The sequence below is a fragment of the Streptomyces ziwulingensis genome, from assembly GCF_039542605.1.
Classification (GTDB): domain Bacteria; phylum Actinomycetota; class Actinomycetes; order Streptomycetales; family Streptomycetaceae; genus Streptomyces; species Streptomyces ziwulingensis.
Genome location: NZ_BAABIG010000016.1, coordinates 117742 through 139075, shown reverse-complemented (window position 1 = coordinate 139075; position 21334 = coordinate 117742). Strand labels below are relative to the sequence as shown.

Annotated in this window: 16 protein-coding genes; 11 read left to right on the top strand and 5 right to left on the bottom strand. The window is 72.2% G+C overall.

Annotated elements, in window-relative coordinates; translation table 11 throughout:
• From treS to glgB, 3 genes are all read left to right on the top strand, one after another.
• A partial coding sequence (gene treS / locus ABEB00_RS07780) for a maltose alpha-D-glucosyltransferase (protein WP_345618260.1) occupies positions 1 to 1322 on the top strand: 1322 nt, incomplete at its 5' end.
• A gap of 89 nt (positions 1323 to 1411) precedes the next feature.
• Positions 1412 to 2806, top strand: coding sequence for a maltokinase N-terminal cap-like domain-containing protein (locus tag ABEB00_RS07775; protein ID WP_345618258.1), 1395 nt, complete (start codon positions 1412 to 1414; stop codon positions 2804 to 2806).
• A 44-nt stretch (positions 2807 to 2850) separates the two neighbouring features.
• Positions 2851 to 5322: a 1,4-alpha-glucan branching enzyme gene (glgB, locus tag ABEB00_RS07770; RefSeq protein WP_345618257.1), complete on the top strand. Its 2472-nt coding sequence runs from the start codon at positions 2851 to 2853 to the stop codon at positions 5320 to 5322.
• A 22-nt stretch (positions 5323 to 5344) separates the two neighbouring features.
• Here glgB and ABEB00_RS07765 read toward each other — a convergent pair whose 3' ends face one another.
• From ABEB00_RS07765 to ABEB00_RS07750, 4 genes are all read right to left on the bottom strand, one after another.
• Positions 5345 to 7561, bottom strand: coding sequence for a HelD family protein (locus tag ABEB00_RS07765; protein ID WP_345618255.1), 2217 nt, complete (start codon positions 7559 to 7561; stop codon positions 5345 to 5347).
• Between the two features lie 170 nt (positions 7562 to 7731).
• Complete coding sequence (locus ABEB00_RS07760) at positions 7732 to 8046, bottom strand: thioredoxin family protein (RefSeq protein WP_345618270.1); 315 nt, start codon at positions 8044 to 8046, stop codon at positions 7732 to 7734.
• Between the two features lie 14 nt (positions 8047 to 8060).
• Positions 8061 to 8474, bottom strand: coding sequence for a MerR family transcriptional regulator (locus ABEB00_RS07755; protein ID WP_345618253.1), 414 nt, complete (start codon positions 8472 to 8474; stop codon positions 8061 to 8063).
• Positions 8475 to 8616: 142 nt separating this feature from the next.
• Positions 8617 to 10008 (bottom strand): cation:dicarboxylate symporter family transporter, encoded by a 1392-nt coding sequence (locus ABEB00_RS07750; RefSeq protein ID WP_345618252.1) that lies wholly within the window; start codon positions 10006 to 10008, stop codon positions 8617 to 8619.
• Between the two features lie 145 nt (positions 10009 to 10153).
• Between ABEB00_RS07750 and ABEB00_RS07745 the strand changes: the two genes are divergently transcribed.
• From ABEB00_RS07745 to ABEB00_RS07720, 6 genes are all read left to right on the top strand, one after another.
• Positions 10154 to 11800 (top strand): sensor histidine kinase, encoded by a 1647-nt coding sequence (locus ABEB00_RS07745; RefSeq protein ID WP_345618250.1) that lies wholly within the window; start codon positions 10154 to 10156, stop codon positions 11798 to 11800.
• Positions 11797 to 12489 carry a response regulator gene (locus tag ABEB00_RS07740; protein ID WP_345618248.1) on the top strand — a complete coding sequence of 231 codons (693 nt, stop codon included), beginning with the start codon at positions 11797 to 11799 and terminating at the stop codon, positions 12487 to 12489. Before ABEB00_RS07745 ends, ABEB00_RS07740 begins: the two co-directional genes overlap by 4 nt.
• Positions 12490 to 12589: 100 nt before the next feature.
• The gene (locus tag ABEB00_RS07735) at positions 12590 to 13969 is read left to right on the top strand and encodes an extracellular solute-binding protein (protein ID WP_345618246.1); all 1380 of its coding nucleotides are present in this window, start codon (positions 12590 to 12592) and stop codon (positions 13967 to 13969) included.
• Positions 13966 to 14856, top strand: a complete 891-nt coding sequence (locus tag ABEB00_RS07730; protein ID WP_345618244.1) for a carbohydrate ABC transporter permease — start codon at positions 13966 to 13968, stop codon at positions 14854 to 14856. Before ABEB00_RS07735 ends, ABEB00_RS07730 begins: the two co-directional genes overlap by 4 nt.
• A 6-nt stretch (positions 14857 to 14862) precedes the next feature.
• Positions 14863 to 15750 carry a carbohydrate ABC transporter permease gene (locus ABEB00_RS07725; RefSeq protein WP_345618243.1) on the top strand — a complete coding sequence of 296 codons (888 nt, stop codon included), beginning with the start codon at positions 14863 to 14865 and terminating at the stop codon, positions 15748 to 15750.
• A 177-nt stretch (positions 15751 to 15927) separates the two neighbouring features.
• A complete protein-coding gene (locus tag ABEB00_RS07720) occupies positions 15928 to 16635 on the top strand; it encodes an XRE family transcriptional regulator (protein WP_345618242.1) in 708 nt (235 codons plus the stop codon).
• 72 nt (positions 16636 to 16707) lie between these two features.
• On the opposite strand, the gene ABEB00_RS07715 is transcribed toward ABEB00_RS07720, so the two are convergent.
• On the bottom strand, positions 16708 to 17733 hold the full coding sequence (locus ABEB00_RS07715; RefSeq protein ID WP_345618241.1) for an ATP-dependent 6-phosphofructokinase: 1026 nt from the start codon (positions 17731 to 17733) through the stop codon (positions 16708 to 16710).
• A gap of 207 nt (positions 17734 to 17940) precedes the next feature.
• Here ABEB00_RS07715 and pta point away from each other — a divergent pair, with 207 nt between their 5' ends.
• Positions 17941 to 20076 carry a phosphate acetyltransferase gene (gene pta, locus ABEB00_RS07710; RefSeq protein WP_345618240.1) on the top strand — a complete coding sequence of 712 codons (2136 nt, stop codon included), beginning with the start codon at positions 17941 to 17943 and terminating at the stop codon, positions 20074 to 20076.
• Complete coding sequence (locus ABEB00_RS07705) at positions 20073 to 21284, top strand: acetate kinase (RefSeq protein WP_345618239.1); 1212 nt, start codon at positions 20073 to 20075, stop codon at positions 21282 to 21284. Before pta ends, ABEB00_RS07705 begins: the two co-directional genes overlap by 4 nt.
• Positions 21285 to 21334 lie beyond the last annotated feature (50 nt).

Sequence of the window (21334 nt, the reverse complement as noted above, 5' to 3'; positions counted from 1 at the left end):
CGTGGTTCCAGGAGTCCCGCCAGCACCCCGAGGGCCCCTACGGCGACTACTACGTCTGGGCCGACGACGACAAGCAGTACCAGGACGCCCGGATCATCTTCGTGGACACCGAGGCGTCGAACTGGACGTACGACCCGGTGCGCAAGCAGTACTTCTGGCACCGCTTCTTCTCCCACCAGCCGGACCTCAACTACGAGAACCCGGCCGTGCAGGAGGAGATGATCTCCGCCCTGAAGTTCTGGCTGGACCTCGGCATCGACGGTTTCCGCCTCGACGCGGTGCCCTACCTGTACCAGGAGGAGGGCACCAACTGCGAGAACCTCCCGGCCACCCACGACTTCCTGAAGCGGGTGCGCAAGGAGATCGACGCGCAGTACCCGGACACCGTGGTGCTGGCCGAGGCCAACCAGTGGCCGGAGGACGTGGTCGACTACTTCGGCGACTACGCCTCCGGCGGCGACGAGTGCCACATGGCGTTCCACTTCCCGGTCATGCCGCGCATCTTCATGGCGGTGCGCCGCGAGTCGCGCTACCCCGTCTCGGAGATCCTCGCCAAGACCCCGGCGATCCCGTCGAGCTGCCAGTGGGGCATCTTCCTGCGCAACCACGACGAGCTGACCCTGGAGATGGTCACCGACGAAGAGCGCGACTACATGTGGGCGGAGTACGCGAAGGACCCCCGGATGCGGGCCAACATCGGCATCCGCCGCCGCCTCGCCCCGCTGCTGGACAACGACCGCAACCAGATCGAACTCTTCACCGCCCTGCTGCTGTCCCTGCCGGGCTCGCCGATCCTGTACTACGGCGACGAGATCGGCATGGGCGACAACATCTGGCTCGGCGACCGCGACGCGGTGCGCACGCCGATGCAGTGGACCCCGGACCGCAACGCCGGGTTCTCCTCGTCCGACCCGGGCCGCCTCTTCCTGCCCACCATCATGGACCCGGTCTACGGCTACCAGGTCACCAACGTCGAGGCGTCCATGGCCTCGCCGTCCTCGCTGCTGCACTGGACCCGGCGGATGATCGAGATCCGCAAGCAGAACGCGGCCTTCGGACTCGGCACCTACACCGAACTGCCGTCGTCGAACCCGGCGGTACTGGCCTTCCTGCGCGAGTACGAGGACGACCTGGTCCTGTGCGTGCACAACTTCTCCCGTTTCGCCCAGCCCACGGAGCTGGACCTCAGCCTCTTCGAGGGGCGGCACCCGGTCGAGCTGTTCGGCGGGGTCCGCTTCCCGGCGATCGGCGAACTGCCGTACCTGCTCACCCTCGCCGGCCACGGCTTCTACTGGTTCCGGCTCCGCCCGGACGCCGGCTGAAACCCCTGAGGCGGGGCGGTTTCCGCCGCCCCGCCGGGGGCAGGCGAGAATCATCACCCCCGACGATCCCGGGGAAAGGACGCGAGCCCATGCCGGAAGCCGTCACCCCTACCGTCACCACCCCGCCCGGTCTCCTCGCCTCGCTCTACCCCCTGCTGCGCGAATGGCTGCCGCGACAGCGCTGGTTCGCCGGCAAGGGGCGGCCGGTCACCGGGTTCACACCGGTCGCCGTCACCGAGCTGCTGCCGGCCGACACGCGAGCCGGCCTCTACCACCTCGTGCTGCGCGCCCATCAGCAGACCGCCCCCGCCCCGGGCGCCCCCGAGCAGCCGGGCGACTGCTACCAGCTCCTCATAGGCGTGCGCGAGGCGCTGCCACCCCGGTTGGCGCCCGCGCTGATCGGGCACGTGACGCAAGGCCCCCTGACCGGACACACGGTCTACGACGCCCTGTACGACACCCGGCCCGCCGAGGTGCTCCTGGAGGCGTTGCGCACCCAGGCGCGCGTCGGCGGGCTCCGCTTCGAGCGGGACCCCCGGCAGGAGATCGACGGCGGCCTGGCGCCCCGGCTGCTGGGCGCCGAGCAGTCCAACTCGTCCCTGGTCTACGGAGACACGTTCATCCTCAAGCTGCTGCGGCGGATCGTGCCGGGCGTCAACCCCGACCTGGAACTGCCGCTGGCGCTGTCCCGCGCGGGCTGCACCCGGGTACCGGCACCGACCGCGTGGATGGCGGCCGACCTGGCCGGCGAGACCTGGGTGCTGGGCGTCCTCCAGCCCTATCTGCGGGGCGCGGCCGACGGCTGGGAGCTGGCCCTGCGCGAGCTGGCCAAGGGCGGGGACTTCACCGCCGAGGCGCGGGCGCTCGGCCGGGCCACCGCCGAGGTGCACTCCGCGCTGGCCCGCGCCCTGCCGACCGTCACCCTCGGCCGCAGCGCCATGGAGCACCTGGTCGCCGGCATGACCGGCCGGCTGGAGCAGGCCGTGCACGCCGTGCCGGCGCTGCGGCCGTACGCGTCCGGGCTCGGCTCGGCGTACACGGCCCTGGCCGGCCTGGCCGCCGAGGGCCGTACCTGGACCGCCCAGCGCGTCCACGGCGACCTGCACCTGGGCCAGTGCCTGCGCGCGCCGTCCGGCAACTGGTCGCTGATCGACTTCGAGGGCGAACCGGCCCGGCCGCTCGCCGAACGCCGGCTGCCGCAGCCACCGGCCCGGGACATCGCGGGCATGCTCCGCTCCTTCGACTACGCCGCGCACGCGGCCGGTTCACCGGACCCCGGCTGGGCCGGCCTCTGCCGCGCCGCGTACTGCACGGGATACGCCGAGACCGGCGCCCCCGACCCGCGCACCGACCCCGTGCTGCTGCGCGCCCACGAGACCGACAAGGCGGTCTACGAGGTCGTCTACGAGGCCCGCAACCGCCCCGACTGGCTGGAGGTGCCGCTCGCCGCGGTACGCCGGCTGGCCACGCCCGACCAGCACTGACCCCGCTCCCCTTCCACCTGACCCGCGCCGAGGAGGCCCCCTCCGTGACCCCCCGCCCCCCGTCCAGCGGTCCGGACCCGAAGAAGACGGCCGACAACCGGCCCCCCGAGGCCGAGCCGCCGACGCCGGCGGCGAAGAAAGCGGTGACCGGGAAGGCCGCGCGGAAGAAGAAGAACGCCGCCGCGAGGAAGACGGCAGGCGGCAAGGTCCCGGCGCAGCAGGCGTCCGGGGCCCGGCAGACCCCGACCAAGCAGGTACCGGCGCAGGCGGCACCGGCCGACGCGCCGGGGACGCCGGCCCCGCCGGTGGGCGCGCCGCCCGCCGAACCGGCGCGGGTGGCGGTGCCCGGCCCCGACCGCGAGCGGCTGCGGGCCGGCACGCACCACGATCCGCACACCGTGCTCGGCGCCCACCCCGTGCCGGGCGGCGTGGCCGTGCGGGTCTTCAAGCCGTACGCGCGGGCGGTGAGCGTCGTCGCCGGAGAGCTGCGCACCGAGCTGCGCGACGACGGCGACGGGTTCTTCTCGGGACCGCTGCCGCTGCCGGAAGTCCCGGAGTACTCCCTCGTGGTCACCTACGAGGGTGCCGTGCTGGAGACCGAGGACGCCTACCGCTTCCTGCCGACCCTGGGCGAGCTGGACCTGTACCTGATCGGCGAGGGCCGGCACGAACAGCTCTGGGAGGCGCTCGGCGCGCACCCGACGACCCACCAGGGTGTCACGGGCACCCGGTTCGCGGTGTGGGCGCCGAACGCGCGGGGCGTCCGCGTGGCCGGCGGCTTCAACTTCTGGGACGGCACCGGCCACCCCATGCGCGCGCTCGGCTCCTCGGGCGTGTGGGAGGTGTTCCTGCCGGGCATCGGCGCCGGCGAACCGTACAAGTTCGAGATCACCCGCCCCGACGGCTCCCGCACCTTCCGCGCCGACCCGATGGCCCGGCACACCGAGGTACCGCCCCGGACGTCGTCGATCGTGCACACCTCGCGGTACGAGTGGGGCGACGACGAGTGGCTGCGCCGCCGCGCGGACCGGCCCGCGCACGAGGCGCCGTTCTCCGTCTACGAGGTGCACCTGGCGTCCTGGCGCCCGGGCCTGTCCTACCGCGACCTGGCCGAGGAACTCCCCGCCTACGTCGCCGACCTCGGCTTCACCCACGTCGAGCTGATGCCGGTCGCCGAGCATCCCTTCGGCGGCTCCTGGGGCTACCAGGTCACCGGGTTCTACGCGCCCACCTCGCGGCTGGGCTCCCCCGACGACTTCAAGTACCTGGTCGACCGGCTGCACCGGGCCGGGATCGGCGTCCTGATGGACTGGGTGCCGGCCCACTTCCCGCGCGACGACTGGGCGCTCGCGGAGTTCGACGGCCGCCCGCTGTACGAGCACGCCGACCCGCAGCGCGCCGCCCACCCGGACTGGGGGACGCTGGAGTTCGACTTCGGGCGCCGGGAGGTGCGCAACTTCCTGGTCGCCAACGCCGTGTACTGGTGCGAGGAGTTCCACATCGACGGCCTGCGGGTCGACGCGGTCGCCTCGATGCTCTACCTGGACTACTCGCGCGAGCCGGGCCAGTGGACGCCCAACGAGCACGGCGGCCGGGAGAACCTGGACGCGGTGGCGTTCCTCCAGGAGATGAACGCCACCGTGTACCGGCGGGTGCCGGGCGTGGTGACCGTCGCGGAGGAGTCCACGGCCTGGGACGGCGTCACCCGCGCCACCCACCACAAGGGCCCCAGCGGCTTCGGCGGCCTCGGGTTCGGGCTGAAGTGGAACATGGGGTGGATGCACGACTCGCTGGAGTACATGGCGCACGAGCCGGTGCACCGCAGCTACCACCACGGCGAGATGACGTTCTCGATGGTCTACGCGTACAGCGAGAACTACGTGCTGCCGATCAGCCACGACGAGGTGGTGCACGGCAAGCGGTCACTGGTGTCGAAGATGCCCGGCGACTGGTGGCGGCAGCGCGCCGACCTCCGGGCGTACCTGGCCTTCATGTGGGCCCACCCCGGCAAACAGCTCCTCTTCATGGGCCAGGAGTTCGCCCAGGGCGCCGAGTGGTCGGAGACCAACGGCCCCGACTGGTGGCTGCTGGACCCGGAGTACGGGGCGCACGCCGACCACCGGGGCGTGCAGAACCTGGTGCGGGACCTGAACGCCGTCTACCGGGACACGCCCGCGCTGTGGGAGCGCGACACCCACCCGGCCGGGTTCGCCTGGGTGGTCGGCGACGCCGCCGAGGACAACGTCTTCGCCTTCCTGCGGGTGGCCGCCGACGGCTCCCGGCTGCTGGCGGTCTCGAACCTCTCCCCCGTCGTCCGCCCCGACTACCGCCTGGGCGTCCCCGACGACGTGCCCGCCTGGCAGGAGATCCTCAACACCGACGCGGCCCGCTACGGCGGCTCCGACGTCACCCGCACCGACCCGGTCAAGCCGGAACCCCAGGGCTGGCACGGCCGCCCGGCGAGCATCCGGCTGACCCTGCCACCCCTGGCGACCCTGTGGCTGCGCCCGGCGTAGGACCCGTTCCGGGTCCGGCCGCTCAGGCGGCGGCCAGTCCCTTCGGCAGCGGCCCGGTGTGCAGGACGCCGAGCCGCTGGGTGGCGCGGGTCAGGGCCACGTACAGGTCGCTGGTGCCGTAGCGGCCCGGCTCGACCACGAGGACGGAGTCGAACTCCAGGCCCTTGGACTGGCGGGGGTCGAGCAGGACGACGTTCTTCGTCAGGTCCGGCTCGGCGCCGGCCGTCACGCCGTCCAGCCGGGCGGCCAGCGCCGAGTGCAGTTCGCGCGGGGCGATGACGGCGAGGCGGCCCTCCTCGGGGGTGAGTTCGCGTACCGCCCCGGCCACCGCCGCCGGGAGGTCCCCGGTGGCGCGGATCCAGGGCCGTACGCCCGTGGCCCGCACCGAGCCGGGGGGTTCGAAGGACGGGTCCTCGGCGCGGACCACGGCGGCCGCCAGGTCCATGATCTCGGCGGGGGTGCGGTAGTTGACGCCGAGCCGGGTGTGCTCCCAGCGGTCCTCGACGTAGGGGGCGAGGATCTTCGACCAGGAGCCGACGCCGGCCGCCTCGGCGGTCTGCGCGGGGTCGCCGACCAGGGTCATCGAGCGGGTCGGGCTGCGCCGCATCAGCAGCCGCCAGGCCATCGGGGACAGTTCCTGTGCCTCGTCCACGATGATGTGGCCGAACGCCCAGGTGCGGTCGGCGGCGGCCCGCTCGGCGGCGCTGCGGTGGTCGTCCTCCTCCTGGCGCTCGGCGAACCGCTCCGCGTCGATGATGTCGTGCGCGGAGAGGATCTCGGAGTCCTCCTCGTCCTTGTCGTCGAACTCGTAGGTCCGCGAGGCGTACGACACGTCGAGGACGCCCTGCGCGTAGGCGACCTGCGTCTCCCGTTCCCGCTCGGCGTGCAGCCGGGCGGTGCGGTCGTCCTCGCCGAGGAGTTCGGCGGCCTCGTCCAGCAGGGGCACGTCGGCCGTGCTCCAGCGCCGGGTGACCCGGCGGCGTACGGCGGCGGCGTCCCCGGCGGGCAGGAACTCCTCCGGCGCGGCGAGGAAGTCGGCGAGCAGCCGCTGCGGGGTGATCCGGGGCCAGAGCGCGTCGATCGCCGACCACACCTCCGGGTTCTCGGCGAGTTCGTCGCGGATCTGGGTGAGGTCGCTGGGGTCGAGGAGGTTGCTGCCGTCGAAGGGGTCGGTGCCGATGCGTTCGGCGACCATGTCGGTGAGCGTGTTGAGGATGTGGCCCTCGAAGTGCTCGCGGGCCGCGTTGTGCGGCAGCGCGGCGTCCCGGGTGCGGGTCCGGGCCACGTTGACCAGGTCGTCGTCGAGCATGAGGATCTCGCGGTCGTGCTCGATGGCGATCACCGGGTCGGGCAGTGCCTGCCGGGCGCGGACCACCTCGGCGAGGACGTCCGCCATCTCCGCGCGGCCCTTCACGGCCGCCGCCTCGGGGGTGTCGGTGCCGGTCGCCCGCACGCCGGGGAAGAGTTCGCCGACGGTGGCGAGGAGTACGCCGGTCTCGCCGAGGGAGGGCAGCACCTCGCCGATGTAACCGAGGAAGGCGGGGTTGGGGCCGACGATGAGGACGGCGCGCCTGGCGAGCAGTTCGCGGTGCTCGTAGAGGAGGTAGGCGGCGCGGTGCAGGGCGACGGCCGTCTTGCCGGTGCCGGGGCCGCCCTCGACGACCAGCACCCCGCGGTGCGGGGCGCGGATGACGCGGTCCTGGTCGGCCTGGATGGTCCGCACGATGTCGCCCATGCGGCCGGTGCGCGCGGAGTTCACCGCGGCGAGCAGCACGGCGTCGCCGGACGGGTCCTCGTGGCCGGTGCGCGTCCGGTCGCCGAGGTCGAGGATCTCGTCGTGCAGACCGGTGACCCGGCGGCCCTCGCATCCGATGTGCCGGCGGCGGCGCAGGCCCATCGGGGTGTGCCCGGTGGCCAGGTAGAAGGGGCGGGCGACCTCGGCCCGCCAGTCGATCAGGACCGGGGTGCGCTCGGTGTCGTCGGCGCGCAGCCCGATCCGGCCGATGTGGTGGATCTTCCCGCCGGTGAGGTCGATCCGCCCGAAGCAGAGCGAGCCGTCCACCGCGTTCAGCGCGTCGAGCAGCCCGGAGCGCTCGGCGACCAGGATGTCCCGCTCCAGCCGGGCCTGCATCGGGGTGCTGCCCTGCGCGAGCGCGTCTCCCACGGCGCTCTCGGTGTCGCCGATCAGCGCGTCCACGCGCGCGTACAGTCCGTCGATGAATTCCTGCTCCTTGCGCAATTCATCGTCCGGAAATTCGGTGTTTGACAATTCCACTCCCGCCCGGATATACTGTTCCCATGAACTTCTTCGCGACTCGTATCTGTATAAAGTCGCGAATGGTCTAAGGTACGCGGGAAAAACCCCCGAGCGCAATTGCTCGGGGGTTTCGTTGTTTCCGGGCGGGCTCGTCAGACGACGTCGGCCAGCTCTTCCAGCAGCCGCCGCTTGGGCCGGGCGCCCACCATCGACCGCACGGGCTCACCGTCGCGGAACACCATGAAGGTCGGCATCGACAGCACCTTGTAGGCGTTCGTGGTCACCGGATTCTCGTCCACATTGAGCTGGACCACCCGGAACCGGTCCGCCTCCTCGACGGCCAGCGCGCTGAGCACCGGCGCCATCTGCCGGCACGGCGGGCACCAGTCGGCGGTGAACTCCACCAGCACCGGCAGGTCCGCTCCGATCACCTCCGTCGCGAAATCCGCGTCGGTCACCTCTGCCACGCCGCTCGCCTTGCTCATAGCGTTCGCCCTCCCAGTTCACAGACCGGTTCCGGACCCCCCGGAACCGATGCCTCGGCGGCCAGCTCGGCCCGCGCGAGCTGTGCGGCCACCGTGGACCGCACCCCGCTCAACTCGCCGATCAGCGCGTCCAGCTCCGCCAGCTTGCGGCGGTAGACCGCGAGGGAGGCCGGGCAGGCGTCGCCCTCGGGGTGACCGGCCCGCAGACACTCCACGAACGGCCGGGTCTCCTCCAGGTCGAACCCGAAGTCCCGCAGGGTGCGGATCTGCTCCAGCAGCCTGAGGTCGCCCTCGTCGTAGGTGCGGTGCCCCTGCCCGTCCCGCCGCGCGGGCAGCAGCCCCCGCGTCTCGTAGTACCGCAGCGTGCGCGTCGTGGTCCCGGCGCGTGCGGCCAGCTCGCCGATTCGCATGGAGACGAAGGTATGCCTTGACGCGGGCGTCAAGGCAAGAGCGCGGGGCCGGCCGGGCCCGCGGGCGGGAAGGAGAAGGCCGGGCGGCTGAGCAACGGGGGGAGTCTCAGCCGCCCGGGGTCCGGGGGGTGCCGGGCCGGGGTCAGGCCCTGGCCAGCTCCTTGTCGCCGCCCTGCTCGGGCAGCTCCGCGGAGTCGTCGTCCTGGCCGCCGTCGCCGTCGTCCAGCAGCGTCTTCTCGTCGAACGGGATCCGGCCGGCCAGCACCTCGTCCACCCGGGCCCGGTCGATCTCCTTGGTCCAGGTGCCGATCAGGACGGTGGCGACGGCGTTGCCCGCGAAGTTGGTCAGGGCCCGCGCCTCGCTCATGAAGCGGTCGATGCCGACGATCAGGCCGATGCCGTCCACCAGGGCGGGCTTGTGCGACTGGAGACCGCCGGCCAGGGTCGCGAGGCCCGCGCCGGTGACACCGGCGGCGCCCTTGGAGGCGACGAAGAGGAAGAGCAGCAGCGGGATCTGCTCACCGAGCGACATCGGGGTGCCCATGGCGTCGGCGATGAACAGCGAGGCCATGGTCATGTAGATCATGGTGCCGTCGAGGTTGAAGGAGTAGCCGGTCGGGACGGTGATGCCGACCACCGGCTTGCTGACGCCCAGGTGCTCCATCTTGGCGATCAGACGCGGCAGCGCCGACTCCGAGGAGGAGGTGGAGAGGATCAGCAGGAACTCGCGGCCCAGGTACTTGAAGAGCGAGAAGGCGTTGACGCCGGTGCAGACCCGCAGCAGGACGCCGAGCACGAGGAAGACGAAGAGGACGCAGGTGACGTAGAAGCCGAGCATCAGCACGGCCAGGCTCTTGAGCGCGTCCACGCCGGCCGAGCCGGTGACCGCCGCCATCGCGCCGAAGGCGCCGACCGGGGCGGCCCACATGATCATGGCGAGGACGCGGAAGACCAGGCGCTGGATGTGCTCGACGCCGCGCAGCACCGGCCGGCCGGCCTTCCCCATCGCCTGCAGCGCGAAGCCGCAGAGCAGGGCGATCAGCAGGGTCTGGAGGACCTCGCCCTCGGTGAAGGCGGAGACGATCGTGGTCGGGATGATGCCGAGCAGGAAGTCGGTGGTGTTCTTGGCCTCGGCGTCGACCTGCGCGTGGCCGGTCTCCTTGACGGCGTCGGTGAGCGCGAGGCCGGTGCCCGGGTCGAGGATGTTGCCGACGATCAGGCCGATCGCGAGGGCGACCAGCGACATCACCATGAAGTAGACGAGCGCGATGCCGCCCACCGCGCCGACCTTGGCGGCCTTGCGCACCGAACCGATGCCCAGCACGATCGTGCAGAAGATGATCGGCGAGATCATCATCTTGATCAGGTTGACGAAGCCGGTGCCGATGGGCTTCAGCTCGACCGCGAAGTCGGGGGCGATCAGGCCGACGGCGATACCGAGGGCGACCGCGACGATCACCGCGAGGTAGAGATAGTGCGTGCGGTCCCGCTTGGCGGGGGGTGCGGCTGGTGCCGTATCGGCTGCGCTGGTCACGGCGGCCCTCCTTGGCGACGTCGATGTCACCGGCGTGCGGCTCACGTCCGGGGGTGGGGAACTCGGTGACTATCTCCCGCCGTGTGAGCGCGGTCACCCTTGCGTTCATTTAGTTCACAATCGGCCAAGGGTGGAGACTGACCGCATGCGCCTTCCCGTCCTCCGTCCCCGCAGTCTGGCCGGGCAGCTCTTCGCCATGCAGGCGGTGCTGATCGCGGTCGTGGTGGCCGGATACGCGCTGTTCACCTACGTCAGCGACCGGCGGCAGGCCGAGGCCGCGGCCGGGCGGGAGGCCAGGGCGGTCGCCCTGTCGATGGCGGACTCGCCGTCCGTGCGGGAGGCGATCGGCACCGGCGACCCGACGGCCGGGCTCCAGCCGTACGCGGTACGGGTCATGCGGGACACCGACGTCGACTTCGTCACGATCATGAGCCCCGAGGGCATCCGCTGGACCCACCCCGACGAGGAGCAGATCGGCCTGCGCTTCCGCGGCCACATCGAACCGGCGCTCGCGGGCCGCACCTTCACCGAGACCTACACCGGCACGCTCGGTCCGTCGGTCCGCGCGGTCACCCCGGTCCGGGACGGCGGGCGCACGGTCGGCCTGGTCAGCGCCGGCATAAAGGTCGAGGAGATCAGCAAGCAGGCGCAGGAGCAGCTCACCGCCCTGCTCGCCGTCGCGGGCGGCGCCCTGGTGCTCGGCGCGGTCGGCACGTACGTGATCAACGCCCGGCTGCGCCGGCACACCCACGGCATGAACGCGGCCGAGCTGAGCCATGTGCACGACTACCACCAGGCCGCGCTGCACGCGGTACGGGAGGGGCTGCTGATGCTGGACGGGCAGTACCGGGTCGCGCTGATCAACGACGGCGGCCGGGAGCTGCTCGGCGTGGGCGGGGACGTGGTCGGCGCCTCGGTGGCCGACCTCGGGCTGCCGGCCCAGCTCACCGGGGCGCTGCTCGCCTCCGAGCAGCGGGTGGACGAGGTGCATCTGACCGCGGACCGGGTGCTCGTCGTCAACACCTCGCCGGTCTCCGGCGGTGAGCGGCGCGGCACGGTGGTGACCCTGCGGGACGTCACCCAGCTCCAGTCCCTGATGGGCGAGCTGAACTCCGAGCGCGGTTTCACCCAGGCGCTGCGCTCGCAGGCCCACGAGGCGGCGAACCGGCTGCACACGGTCGTCTCGCTGATCGAGCTGGGGCGGGCCGCGGCGGCGGTGGAGTTCGCGACGGCCGAGCTGGAACTGGCGCAGGCGCTCACCGACCAGGTGGTGGCGGCGGTCAGCGAGCCGGTCCTCGCGGCGCTGCTGCTCGGCAAGACCGCGCAGGCCAACGAGCGGGGCGTGGAGCTGGTGGTGTCGCCCGACTCCCGGCTGGACGACGGGCTGCTGCCGCCGTCGCTGTCCTCGCGGGACCTGGTGACCATCCTCGGCAACCTGGTCGACAACGCGGTGGACGCGGCGCAGGGCGCCGTCCCGGCGCGGGTGACGGTGACGGCGTACACGGCCGGCGGCGAACTGGTCACGCGGGTCCGCGACACCGGGGCGGGGGTGGACCCGGCCCACGCGGGCCTCGTCTTCCAGCGCGGGTTCACCACCAAGCCGGCCGGTCCCGGCGGGCGGGGCCTCGGGCTGGCGCTGGTGCGGCAGGCGGTGCACCGGCACGGCGGCACGCTGACGGTGACGGCGGCCGAGGGCGGCGGGGCGGTCTTCGAGGCCCGGCTGCCCCTGACCGCCGACCGCTCCGGGACCGCCGGCCGCTCGGGCGCGGCGCCCGCCGGGGGCCGGGCGTGACGGAGGACCGGGACCCCATCCGCGTCCTGGTCGTCGAGGACGACCCCGTCGCCGCCGACGCGCATGTGCTGTACGTCGGCCGGGTGCCGGGTTTCACGGCCGTCGGCAAGGCCCACTCGGGCGCCGAGGCCCGGCGGGTGCTCGACCGCACGCCGGTGGACCTGCTCCTGCTCGACCTGCACCTGCCGGACGTGCACGGCCTGCAACTGGCCCGCTCGCTGCGGGCGGCCGGGCACCACGCCGACGTCATCGCGGTCACCTCGGCGCGGGACCTGACCGTGGTGCGGGAGGGCGTCTCCCTCGGCGTCGTCCAGTACGTACTGAAGCCGTTCACCTTCGCGACCCTGCGCGACCGGCTCGTCCGGTACGCCGAGTTCCGGCAGGCGGCGGGCGAGGCCAGCGGCCAGGACGAGGTCGACCGGGCGCTGGCCACCCTGCGGGCCCCGGGTCCGGCCGCGCTGCCGAAGGGGCTGAGCGCGCCCACCCTGGAACGGGTGACACACGCGCTGCGGGACCGCCCCGAGGGGCTGACGGCGACGGGTGTCGCCGAGGCCGTCGGCATCTCCCGCATCACCGCCCGCCGCTACCTCGAACACCTCGTCGACACCGGCCGCGCGGCCCGCCGACCGCAGTACGGGGCGGTGGGGCGGCCGGAGCTGCAGTACCGGTGGGAGAGCGGTCGCCCGTGAACTCCGCGCCCCCGCACGCTCATTGACCTGAACGGACCACGCCTCTTACGTTCACTGGGCAGGAACTTCCGGCCAGCACGCTGTAGGCCACCTGGAGGTCATGCCCGTGTGCATCCGCCCAGCAGCCCTGCTCCTCGCCGCCACGCTCGCCGCCACCGCCCTCAGCGCGTGCTCAGGCGGCTCCGGCGGCGATCCCGACACGTTGAAGGTCTCCTTCAAGCAGTCCACGGACAACTCCGTCAAGGTGATGGACACCTACCTCGCCGGCATCAGACAGCAGTTCGAGAAGGCGCATCCCGGCAAGAAGGTCGAGCTGATCCCGATCAAGGCGCCGGACTCGGAGTACTACACCAAGGTCCAGCAGATGCTGCGCTCGCCCAAGACCGCGCCGGACCTGGTGTACGAGGACACCTTCCTCATCAACTCGGACATCACCAGCGGCTATCTGAGGCCCCTGGACCCCTACCTCGCCGAGTGGAAGGACTGGGACCGGTTCATCGGCAGCGCGAAGGCGGCGGCCAGGGGCGAGGACGGCAGGACGTACGGCGTCCCGGACGGGACGGACACCCGCGGGCTGTGGTTCGGCAAGGACGTCTTCGCCGAGGCCGGACTGCCCGCCGACTGGCAGCCGGAGACCTGGGACGACATCCTCGCCGCCGCCCGCACCATCAAGGAGAAGGTCCCCGGCGTCATCCCGCTCAACGTCTACACCGGCAAACCGGCGGGCGAGGCGGCCACCATGCAGGGCTTCCAGATGCTGCTGTACGGCACCGCCGACGCCACCTCCAGCCCGGCGGACCCGATGTACGACAAGGCGTCGAAGAAGTGGATCACCGCGGGGCAGGGTTTCCGGGACGCCCTCGCCTTCGTCGAGACGGTCTACGAGGCAGGGCTCGGCCCCGACGTCTCCGACGCCCTGGACCCGAACTTCGCCACCCGGGTCCGCGGTGAGCTGCTGCCCGAGGGCAGGCTCGGCATCGCGCTCGACGGCTCCTGGCTGCCTCAGGACTGGCTGCCGGGCAGCGGACACGAGTGGCCCGAGTGGTCGAAGGAACTGGGGCTCGCCGCGATGCCCACCCGGGACGGGCAGGCCCCGGGCAGGGTCAGCATGTCCGGCGGCTGGGCCTGGGCGATCCCGGCCAAGGCGGGCAACCCCGACCTGGCCTTCGAGTTCATCGAGACCATGCAGACCAAGGCCAACGCCCAGAAGTGGTACCTGGTCAACTCCGGCATCGCCGTCCGCGAGGACGTCGCCGCCGACCCCGCCTACCTCGGCGCCCAGCCCAGCATCGAGTTCTTCACCGACCTGGTCGCCGACACCCACTACCGGCCCGCCTACCCGGCCTACCCGAGGGTCTCCGTCGCCGTACAGGAGGCCATGGAGGGCGTGACCACGGGCGAGAGGTCGGTGGCGGAGGCGGCGCGCGGCTACGACGAGGCACTGAAGGAGGCCGCCGGCGGCGAGGTGGTCCAGCGGTGAGCGGCCCGCGCCGCTCACCGACCCGCTCACCGACCCGCTCACTCACGAGGACTCTGCCGCTGGCCCCCGCCGTCGTCCTGCTGGTCCTCTTCCTCGCCGGCCCGATCGCCTACTGCGTCGTCATCGCCTTCACCGACCTCCAGCTCACCGGGCAGGCCGAGGAGTCCTTCGTCGGCCTGGACAACTTCCGCCGCGCCTTCCAGGACGAGGCCTTCCGCAACGCCGTACGGCTGACGCTGGTGTTCACGGTGGTGTCGTCGCTGATCGGGCAGAACACCCTGGGGCTCGCGCTGGCCGTGCTGATGCGGCGCGCCTCCAAGCCGGTGCGCACGCTGACCGGCGGGATCGTCGTCACCGCCTGGGTGCTGCCCGAGGTGGTCGCCGGGTTCCTGCTGTACGCCTTCTTCCGCCGCGAGGGCACCCTCAACGCCATCCTGGAGCAGCTCCATCTGCCCGCGCAGAACTGGCTGTTCACCCTGCCGATCCTGGCGGTCTCCTTCGCCAACGTGTGGCGGGGCACGGCCTTCTCGATGCTCGTGTACTCCGCCGCGCTGGACGAGATCCCGAAGGAGGTCACGGAGGCCGCCGAGGTGGACGGCGCCGGGGGCCTGCGCCGCCTGTGGCACATCACGCTGCCGATGATCCGCCGCTCCATCGGCACCAACCTCATGCTCAACACCCTCCAGACCCTCTCGGTCTTCGGGCTGATCTGGGTGATGACCCGCGGCGGCCCGAGCGGCAAGAGCCAGACGCTGCCGCTGTTCATGTACGAGCAGGCGTTCCAGAACAGCCTGATCGGCTACGGCACGGCGGTCGCGCTGCTGCTGTTGCTGATCGGCTCGCTCTTCTCGGCCGTGTATCTGCGCCTGCTGCGGACGGAGGTCTGAGCCACCATGGCCGCCACCCCCCGCCGCACCACCGCGGCCCGCCGCTCCCCCGCCGCCCGCCGTTCCCCCGCCGCCCGCCGTTCCCGGCGCCGGCTGGCGGCCGACGCGGGGCTGCTGGTGGCCGCCGCCGCGTTCGCGCTGCCCCTGCTCTGGGTGGTCCTGTCCGCCCTCGACCCGCGCGCGAGCCTGCGGGTGAAGGCCCCGGACGGACTGACCCTCGGCCACTTCGACGCGATCCTCACCGCCGAGATCACCCTCACCCCGCTGCTCAACAGCATGATCCTGTGCGGCGGCGCGACCGCGCTGACGGTGGCGTGCGCGGCCCTCGCGGCCTATCCGCTCTCCCGGTTCCGGTCCCGGCTGAACCGGCCGTTCCTGCTGACCGTCCTGTTCGCCACCAGCCTGCCGATCACGGCGGTCATGGTGCCGGTCTACGCGCTGTTCGTACGGACCGACCTGATCGACACCCTGCACGGCACCATCTTCTTCTTCGCCGCCTCCCAGCTCCCCTTCGCCATCTGGCTGATGAAGAACTTCATGGACGGGGTGCCCAGGGAGCTGGAGGAGGCGGCGTGGACCGACGGCGCGTCCGCCCCGCAGTCCCTGCTGCGCATCGTGCTGCCGCTGATGGGGCCCGGCGTCGCGGTGGTGACGGTGTTCTCGTTCGTGATGATGTGGGGGAACTTCTTCGTCCCGTTCATGCTGCTGCTCACCCCGGACCAGATGCCGGCCTCGGTCAGCATCAACGAGTTCTTCGGCAACCGGGGCATGGTGGCGTACGGGCAGCTCGCGGCGTTCTCGATCGTCTACTCGACGCCGGTGATCCTGCTCTACGTACTGATCTCCCGGCGGCTCGGCGGCGGCTTCGCGCTGGGCGGGGCGGTCAAGGGGTGACACGCGAGGGAGCATGGGGAACAGAGGCGGCACGGGGGCGCGAGGGGGGCACAGGGAGCGACTCGGGCGGCCCCGCGCGCTCCGGCGCGCGCTCTTACCACCGTACGTTCCCACAATCCGTGTTCCTGGCCGGACGGACGGTAGTCAGCGCGGCCGTCGGCCCCTACCTTGAGGCGCGTGCGCCGACCCTCAGCCCGACCGGACCAGTCCGGCCCCCCGTTCAACGCCACCGCCGCCCGCCGGCTCCGCGCCGCACTCGGCATGGGGCCCGAACGGGTCGCCCATGACCTGCGGGTCTCGTACGGGCTGCCGTACGTCGGCCCGGACCTCGTGATCGCCTGGGAACGCGGGGAGGTCTCCCCCGGCACCGCGGAGGTGACCGCCCTCGCGGGCGTCCTGTGGTGCTCCCCCGCCGATCTCCGCGCCCGGCCCCGGACACTGCGCGAGCACCGCGTCGTGAGCGGTCTGGCCCCCGAGGACGTGGCCCGCGGCGCGGGGCTGGACACCGACGTCTATCTGCGGATGGAGGAGTCGGACACCTGGCGCGGCAGCGAGCGGCAGGCGACGGCGCTCGCCGGGGTGCTCGGCCTGACCCTGCCCGACTTCGTCACCGTCACCGGCCGCGACCCCCGCCTCACCGAACTGCTGCGCTCCGCCGTCACCACCCGCCGGCCGGGGCACGTCCGCCAGATCGCCAAGCTCGTCCCCCTGGACCGGGGCACCCTGGAGAGCGTCCTCGACCGGCTGCACGGCGAGTACCAGGGGCTGATGACCGCCACCCTCGGCCGGGGCGGCCGAGCCGACTCCGGCGCGGCCGGCCGCGCTCTGCTCGACCGGATACTGGAGCACTTCTGGACGGCGGTGGAGAAGGACGACGGCCGGTGAACCCCACGGCCCGCCGACGACTCCCGGACCCGCCGCCCTCCGGGCGGACGACGCGGATTTGTCAGACAGACCCTAGAAGACCGACTCGGCCTCGTCCATCCGGTCCTTCGGGACCGTCTTCAGCTCGGTCACGGCCTCGGCCAGCGGCACCATCACCACGTCCGTGCCGCGCAGCGCGGTCATCCGGCCGAAGTCGCCCCGGTGCGCGGCCTCCACCGCGTGCCAGCCGAAGCGGGTGGCGAGCACCCGGTCGTACGCGGTCGGCGTGCCGCCGCGCTGGATGTGGCCGAGGATGACCGGCTTGGCCTCCTTGCCGAGCCGCCGCTCCAGCTCGTACGCCAGCGCCGTGCCGATGCCCTGGAAGCGCTCGTGGCCGAACTGGTCGATCGCGCCGTGGCCGTAGTCCATGGACCCCTCGGCGGGGTGGGCGCCCTCGGCGACGCAGATCACCGCGAACTTCTTGCCGCGGGCGAAGCGCTCCTCGACCATCTTGACCAGGTCGGCCGGGTCGAAGGGCCGCTCGGGCAGGCAGATGCCGTGCGCGCCGGCCGCCATGCCGGACTCCAGCGCGATCCAGCCCGCGTGCCGGCCCATGACCTCGACGACCATCACGCGCTGGTGCGACTCGGCGGTCGTCTTCAGCCGGTCCATCGCCTCGGTGGCGACCCCGACGGCGGTGTCGAAACCGAAGGTGCGGTCGGTGGAGGAGATGTCGTTGTCGATCGTCTTCGGTACGCCGACCACCGGCAGACCGGCGTCGGAGAGCATGCGGGCCGCGGTGAGGGTGCCCTCGCCGCCGATCGGGATCAGCGCGTCGATTCCGAAGTCACGGGCGATGTCGGCGGCGTTCTCGCACGCCTCGCGCAGCCGGTCGCGCTCCAGGCGGGAGGAGCCGAGAATGGTGCCGCCGCGGGCCAGGATGCCGCTGACGGCGTTCAGGTCCAAGGCGCGGTAGCGGCCGTCCAGGAGGCCGGCGTAACCGTCCTCGAAGCCGATCACCTCGTCGCCGTACAGGGCGACCGCTCGGTGCACGACCGACCGGATCACTGCGTTCAGGCCAGGGCAGTCGCCGCCTGCGGTGAGAACTCCGATACGCATCGTGCTCTGTCTCCTGCTCGCTGTTGACACCGGTGAGCCTGTTGTCGATTGTTCCACGTCCCACCCGCCGGTGACGACAAGGTACTGACGGGCGCCTTATCTACCGCCGGAGGTATTGTCAAGAGGGATCCGCTCATCCGCTCACCTCGGTGGGCGATTTTGCTGTGGACGACGAGACTGTGCTGGACGACGAAACGGAGAGCACGCGTGACGCGCAGCGTGTACGTGACCGGTATCGACCGCGGCGACGGCCGCCAGGTCGTCGAGCTGGGGGTGATGGAACTCCTGACCCGGCAGGTCGACCGGGTCGGCGTCTTCCGTCCCCTGGTCCACGACGGGCCCGACCGCCTCTTCGAGCTGCTGCGCGCCCGCTACCGGCTCTCCCAGGACCCGGCCACCGTCTACGGCATCGGCTACGGCGAGGCGTCCGCCCTCCAGGCCGAGCAGGGCACCGACGAGCTGGTCTCGGCGCTGGTCGACCGGTTCCACCTGGTCGCCCGGGACTACGACGTGGTCCTCGTCCTCGGCACCGACTTCGCCGACACCCAGTTCCCCGACGAGCTGGCGCTCAACGCGCGGCTGGCCAACGAGTTCGGGGCCTCCGTGATCCCGGTCGTGGGCGGCCGCGCGCAGTCCGCGCAGTCGGTGCTCGCCGAGACCCGCAACGCCTTCCGCGCCTACGACTCCCTGGGCTGCGACGTCCTCGCCATGGTGACCAACCGGGTGGCCCGCGAGGACCGGGACCGGATCGCCGAGCGGCTCGGCGACCGGCTGCCGGTGCCGTGCTGGGTCGTGCCCGACGAGCCCGCGCTCTCCGCGCCGACCGTCTCCCAGATCGCCCACACCCTCGGCGCCCGGGTGATCCTCGGCGACGACTCGGGGCTCGCCCGGGACGCGCTGGACTTCGTCTTCGGCGGGGCCATGCTGCCCAACCTCCTGGCCGCCCTGACCCCCGGCTGCCTCGTCATCACCCCCGGCGACCGCGCCGACCTGGTGATCGGCTCGCTCGCCGCGCACAGCGCCGGCACCCCGCCGATAGCCGGCGTCCTGCTCACCCTGGACGAGGTGCCCAGCGACGCCATCCTCACCCTGGCCGCCCGGCTCGCCCCCGGCACGCCGGTGCTCGCGGTGCCCGGCAACAGCTTCCCGACCGCCGCCCGGCTGTTCTCCCTGGAGGGCAAGCTGAACGCGGCCACCCCGCGCAAGGCGGAGACCGCGCTCGGCCTCTTCGAGCGGTACGTCGACACCGCCGCCCTCAACAAGCGGGTCTCCGCGCCCAGCAGCGACCGCGTCACGCCGATGATGTTCGAGCACAAGCTGCTCGAACAGGCCCGTTCCGACCTGCGCCGGGTGGTGCTGCCCGAGGGCACCGAACCGCGCGTGCTGCACGCGGCGGAGGTGCTGCTGCGCCGCGGGGTGTGCGAGCTGACCCTGCTCGGACCGGTCGAGCAGATCCGCAAGAAGGCCGCCGACCTCGGCATCGACCTGGGTGACTCGCAGCTCATCGACCCGGCCACCAGCGAGCTGCGCGACTCCTTCGCCGAGCGGTACGCGGCCCTGCGCGCCCACAAGGGCGTCACCGTCGAGCTGGCGTACGACGTCGTCTCCGACGTGAACTACTTCGGCACGCTGATGGTGCAGGAGGGCCTCGCCGACGGCATGGTCTCCGGGTCGGTGCACTCCACGGCGGCCACCATCCGGCCCGGCTTCGAGATCATCAAGACCAAGCCGGACGCCTCCATCGTCTCCTCGGTCTTCTTCATGTGCCTGGCCGACAAGGTGCTCGTCTACGGCGACTGCGCGGTCAACCCGGACCCGAACGCCGAGCAGCTCGCCGACATCGCCCTCCAGGCGGCGTCCACGGCGGCCCAGTTCGGCGTCGAGCCGCGGATCGCGATGCTGTCGTACTCGACCGGCACCTCCGGCTCCGGCGCCGACGTCGACAAGGTGCGCGAGGCGACCGAGCTGGCCCGCGCGCGCCGCCCCGACCTGATGATCGAGGGCCCGATCCAGTACGACGCCGCGGTCGAGCCGACCGTCGCCGCGACCAAGCTGCCCGGCTCCCAGGTCGCCGGGCAGGCCAGCGTGCTGATCTTCCCCGACCTGAACACCGGCAACAACACGTACAAGGCCGTGCAGCGCTCGGCCGGCGCGATCGCCGTCGGCCCGGTGCTGCAGGGCCTGCGCAAGCCGGTCAACGACCTGTCCCGGGGCGCCCTCGTGCAGGACATCGTGAACACGGTCGCCATCACGGCGATCCAGGCCCAGACCCCCGCCCCGCAGTCCCCCGCCCCGCAGTCCCCCAGCCCGCAGTCCCCCAGTGAGAAGGCGACCGCCCAGTGAGCAGCCCCACCCGTGTCCTCGTACTGAACTCCGGCTCCTCGTCGGTGAAGTACCAGTTGCTCGACGCGCGCGACAGCGGCCGGCTGGCGACCGGGCTGGTCGAGCGCATCGGCGAGCGGACCTCCCGGCTCAAGCACACCCCCGCGGGCGGGGAGTCCCGGGAGCGGACCGGTCGAATCGCCGACCACGAGGCGGCCCTGAAGGCGGTCGCCGAGGAACTGGCCGCCGACGGCCTGGGCCTGGACTCGCCGGAACTGGCCGCGATAGGCCACCGGGTGGTGCACGGCGGTCTGAAGTTCACCGAGCCGACCGTGGTGGACGACGCCGTCCTCGCCGAGATCGAGCGGCTCGTCCCGGTCGCCCCGCTGCACAACCCGGCCAACCTCACCGGCATCCGCACCGCCCAGGCGCTCCGCCCCGACCTGCCGCAGGTCGCCGTCTTCGACACCGCGTTCCACACCACGATGCCGGAGTCGGCCGCGCGCTACGCGATCGACACCGAGACCGCCGACGCGCACCGCATCCGCCGCTACGGCTTCCACGGCACCTCGCACGCCTACGTCTCACGGGAGACGGCGAAACTGCTGGGCAGGTCACCCGAAGAGGTGAACGTGATCGTGCTCCACCTGGGCAACGGAGCCTCCGCCTCCGCCGTCGAGGGCGGCCGGTGCGTGGACACCTCCATGGGGCTGACGCCGCTGGAGGGGCTGGTGATGGGTACCCGCTCCGGAGACATGGACCCGGCCGTCATCTTCCATTTGATGCGCGTGGGCAAAATGTCCGCCGACGAGATCGACACTCTTCTCAACAAGCGGAGCGGTCTGATCGGGCTCTGCGGCGACAACGACATGAGGGAGATCCGCCGCCGGGTGGACGAGGGTGACGAGCGGGCGCGGCTCGCGTTCGACATCTACATTCACCGGCTGAAGAAGTACATCGGCGCCTATTACGCCGTTCTCGGGCGGGTGGACGCGATCGCCTTCACCGCCGGGGTCGGCGAGAACGCGGCGGCGGTGCGGGAGGCGGCCGTGGCGGGCCTGGCGGGGCTCGGCCTCGCGGTCGACGCCGAGCGGAACGCCGGCCGCGGCGACGGGCCGCGGCTGATCTCGCCCGAGGGCGCCCGGGTGGCGGTCGCCGTGGTGCCGACCGACGAGGAATTGGAGATCGCGACCCAGACCTACGCGCTGGTCGGAAAGAACAGCCGATGAATTCACGGTGGTGCACCTGAGCACCCCGGTGCCCATTTGTATCTTCCGTC

What these genes read in the sequence shown, in the direction of transcription:
- ABEB00_RS07775 (WP_345618258.1), top strand. Translation starts at nt 1,412, where the DNA reads ATGCCGGAAGCCGTCACCCCTACCGTCACCACCCCGCCCGGTCTCCTC.
- ABEB00_RS07755 (WP_345618253.1), bottom strand. Translation starts at nt 8,474, where the DNA reads ATGCGAATCGGCGAGCTGGCCGCACGCGCCGGGACCACGACGCGCACG.
- ABEB00_RS07745 (WP_345618250.1), top strand. Translation starts at nt 10,154, where the DNA reads ATGCGCCTTCCCGTCCTCCGTCCCCGCAGTCTGGCCGGGCAGCTCTTC.
- ABEB00_RS07735 (WP_345618246.1), top strand. Translation starts at nt 12,590, where the DNA reads ATGCCCGTGTGCATCCGCCCAGCAGCCCTGCTCCTCGCCGCCACGCTC.
- ABEB00_RS07725 (WP_345618243.1), top strand. Translation starts at nt 14,863, where the DNA reads ATGGCCGCCACCCCCCGCCGCACCACCGCGGCCCGCCGCTCCCCCGCC.
- ABEB00_RS07715 (WP_345618241.1), bottom strand. Translation starts at nt 17,733, where the DNA reads ATGCGTATCGGAGTTCTCACCGCAGGCGGCGACTGCCCTGGCCTGAAC.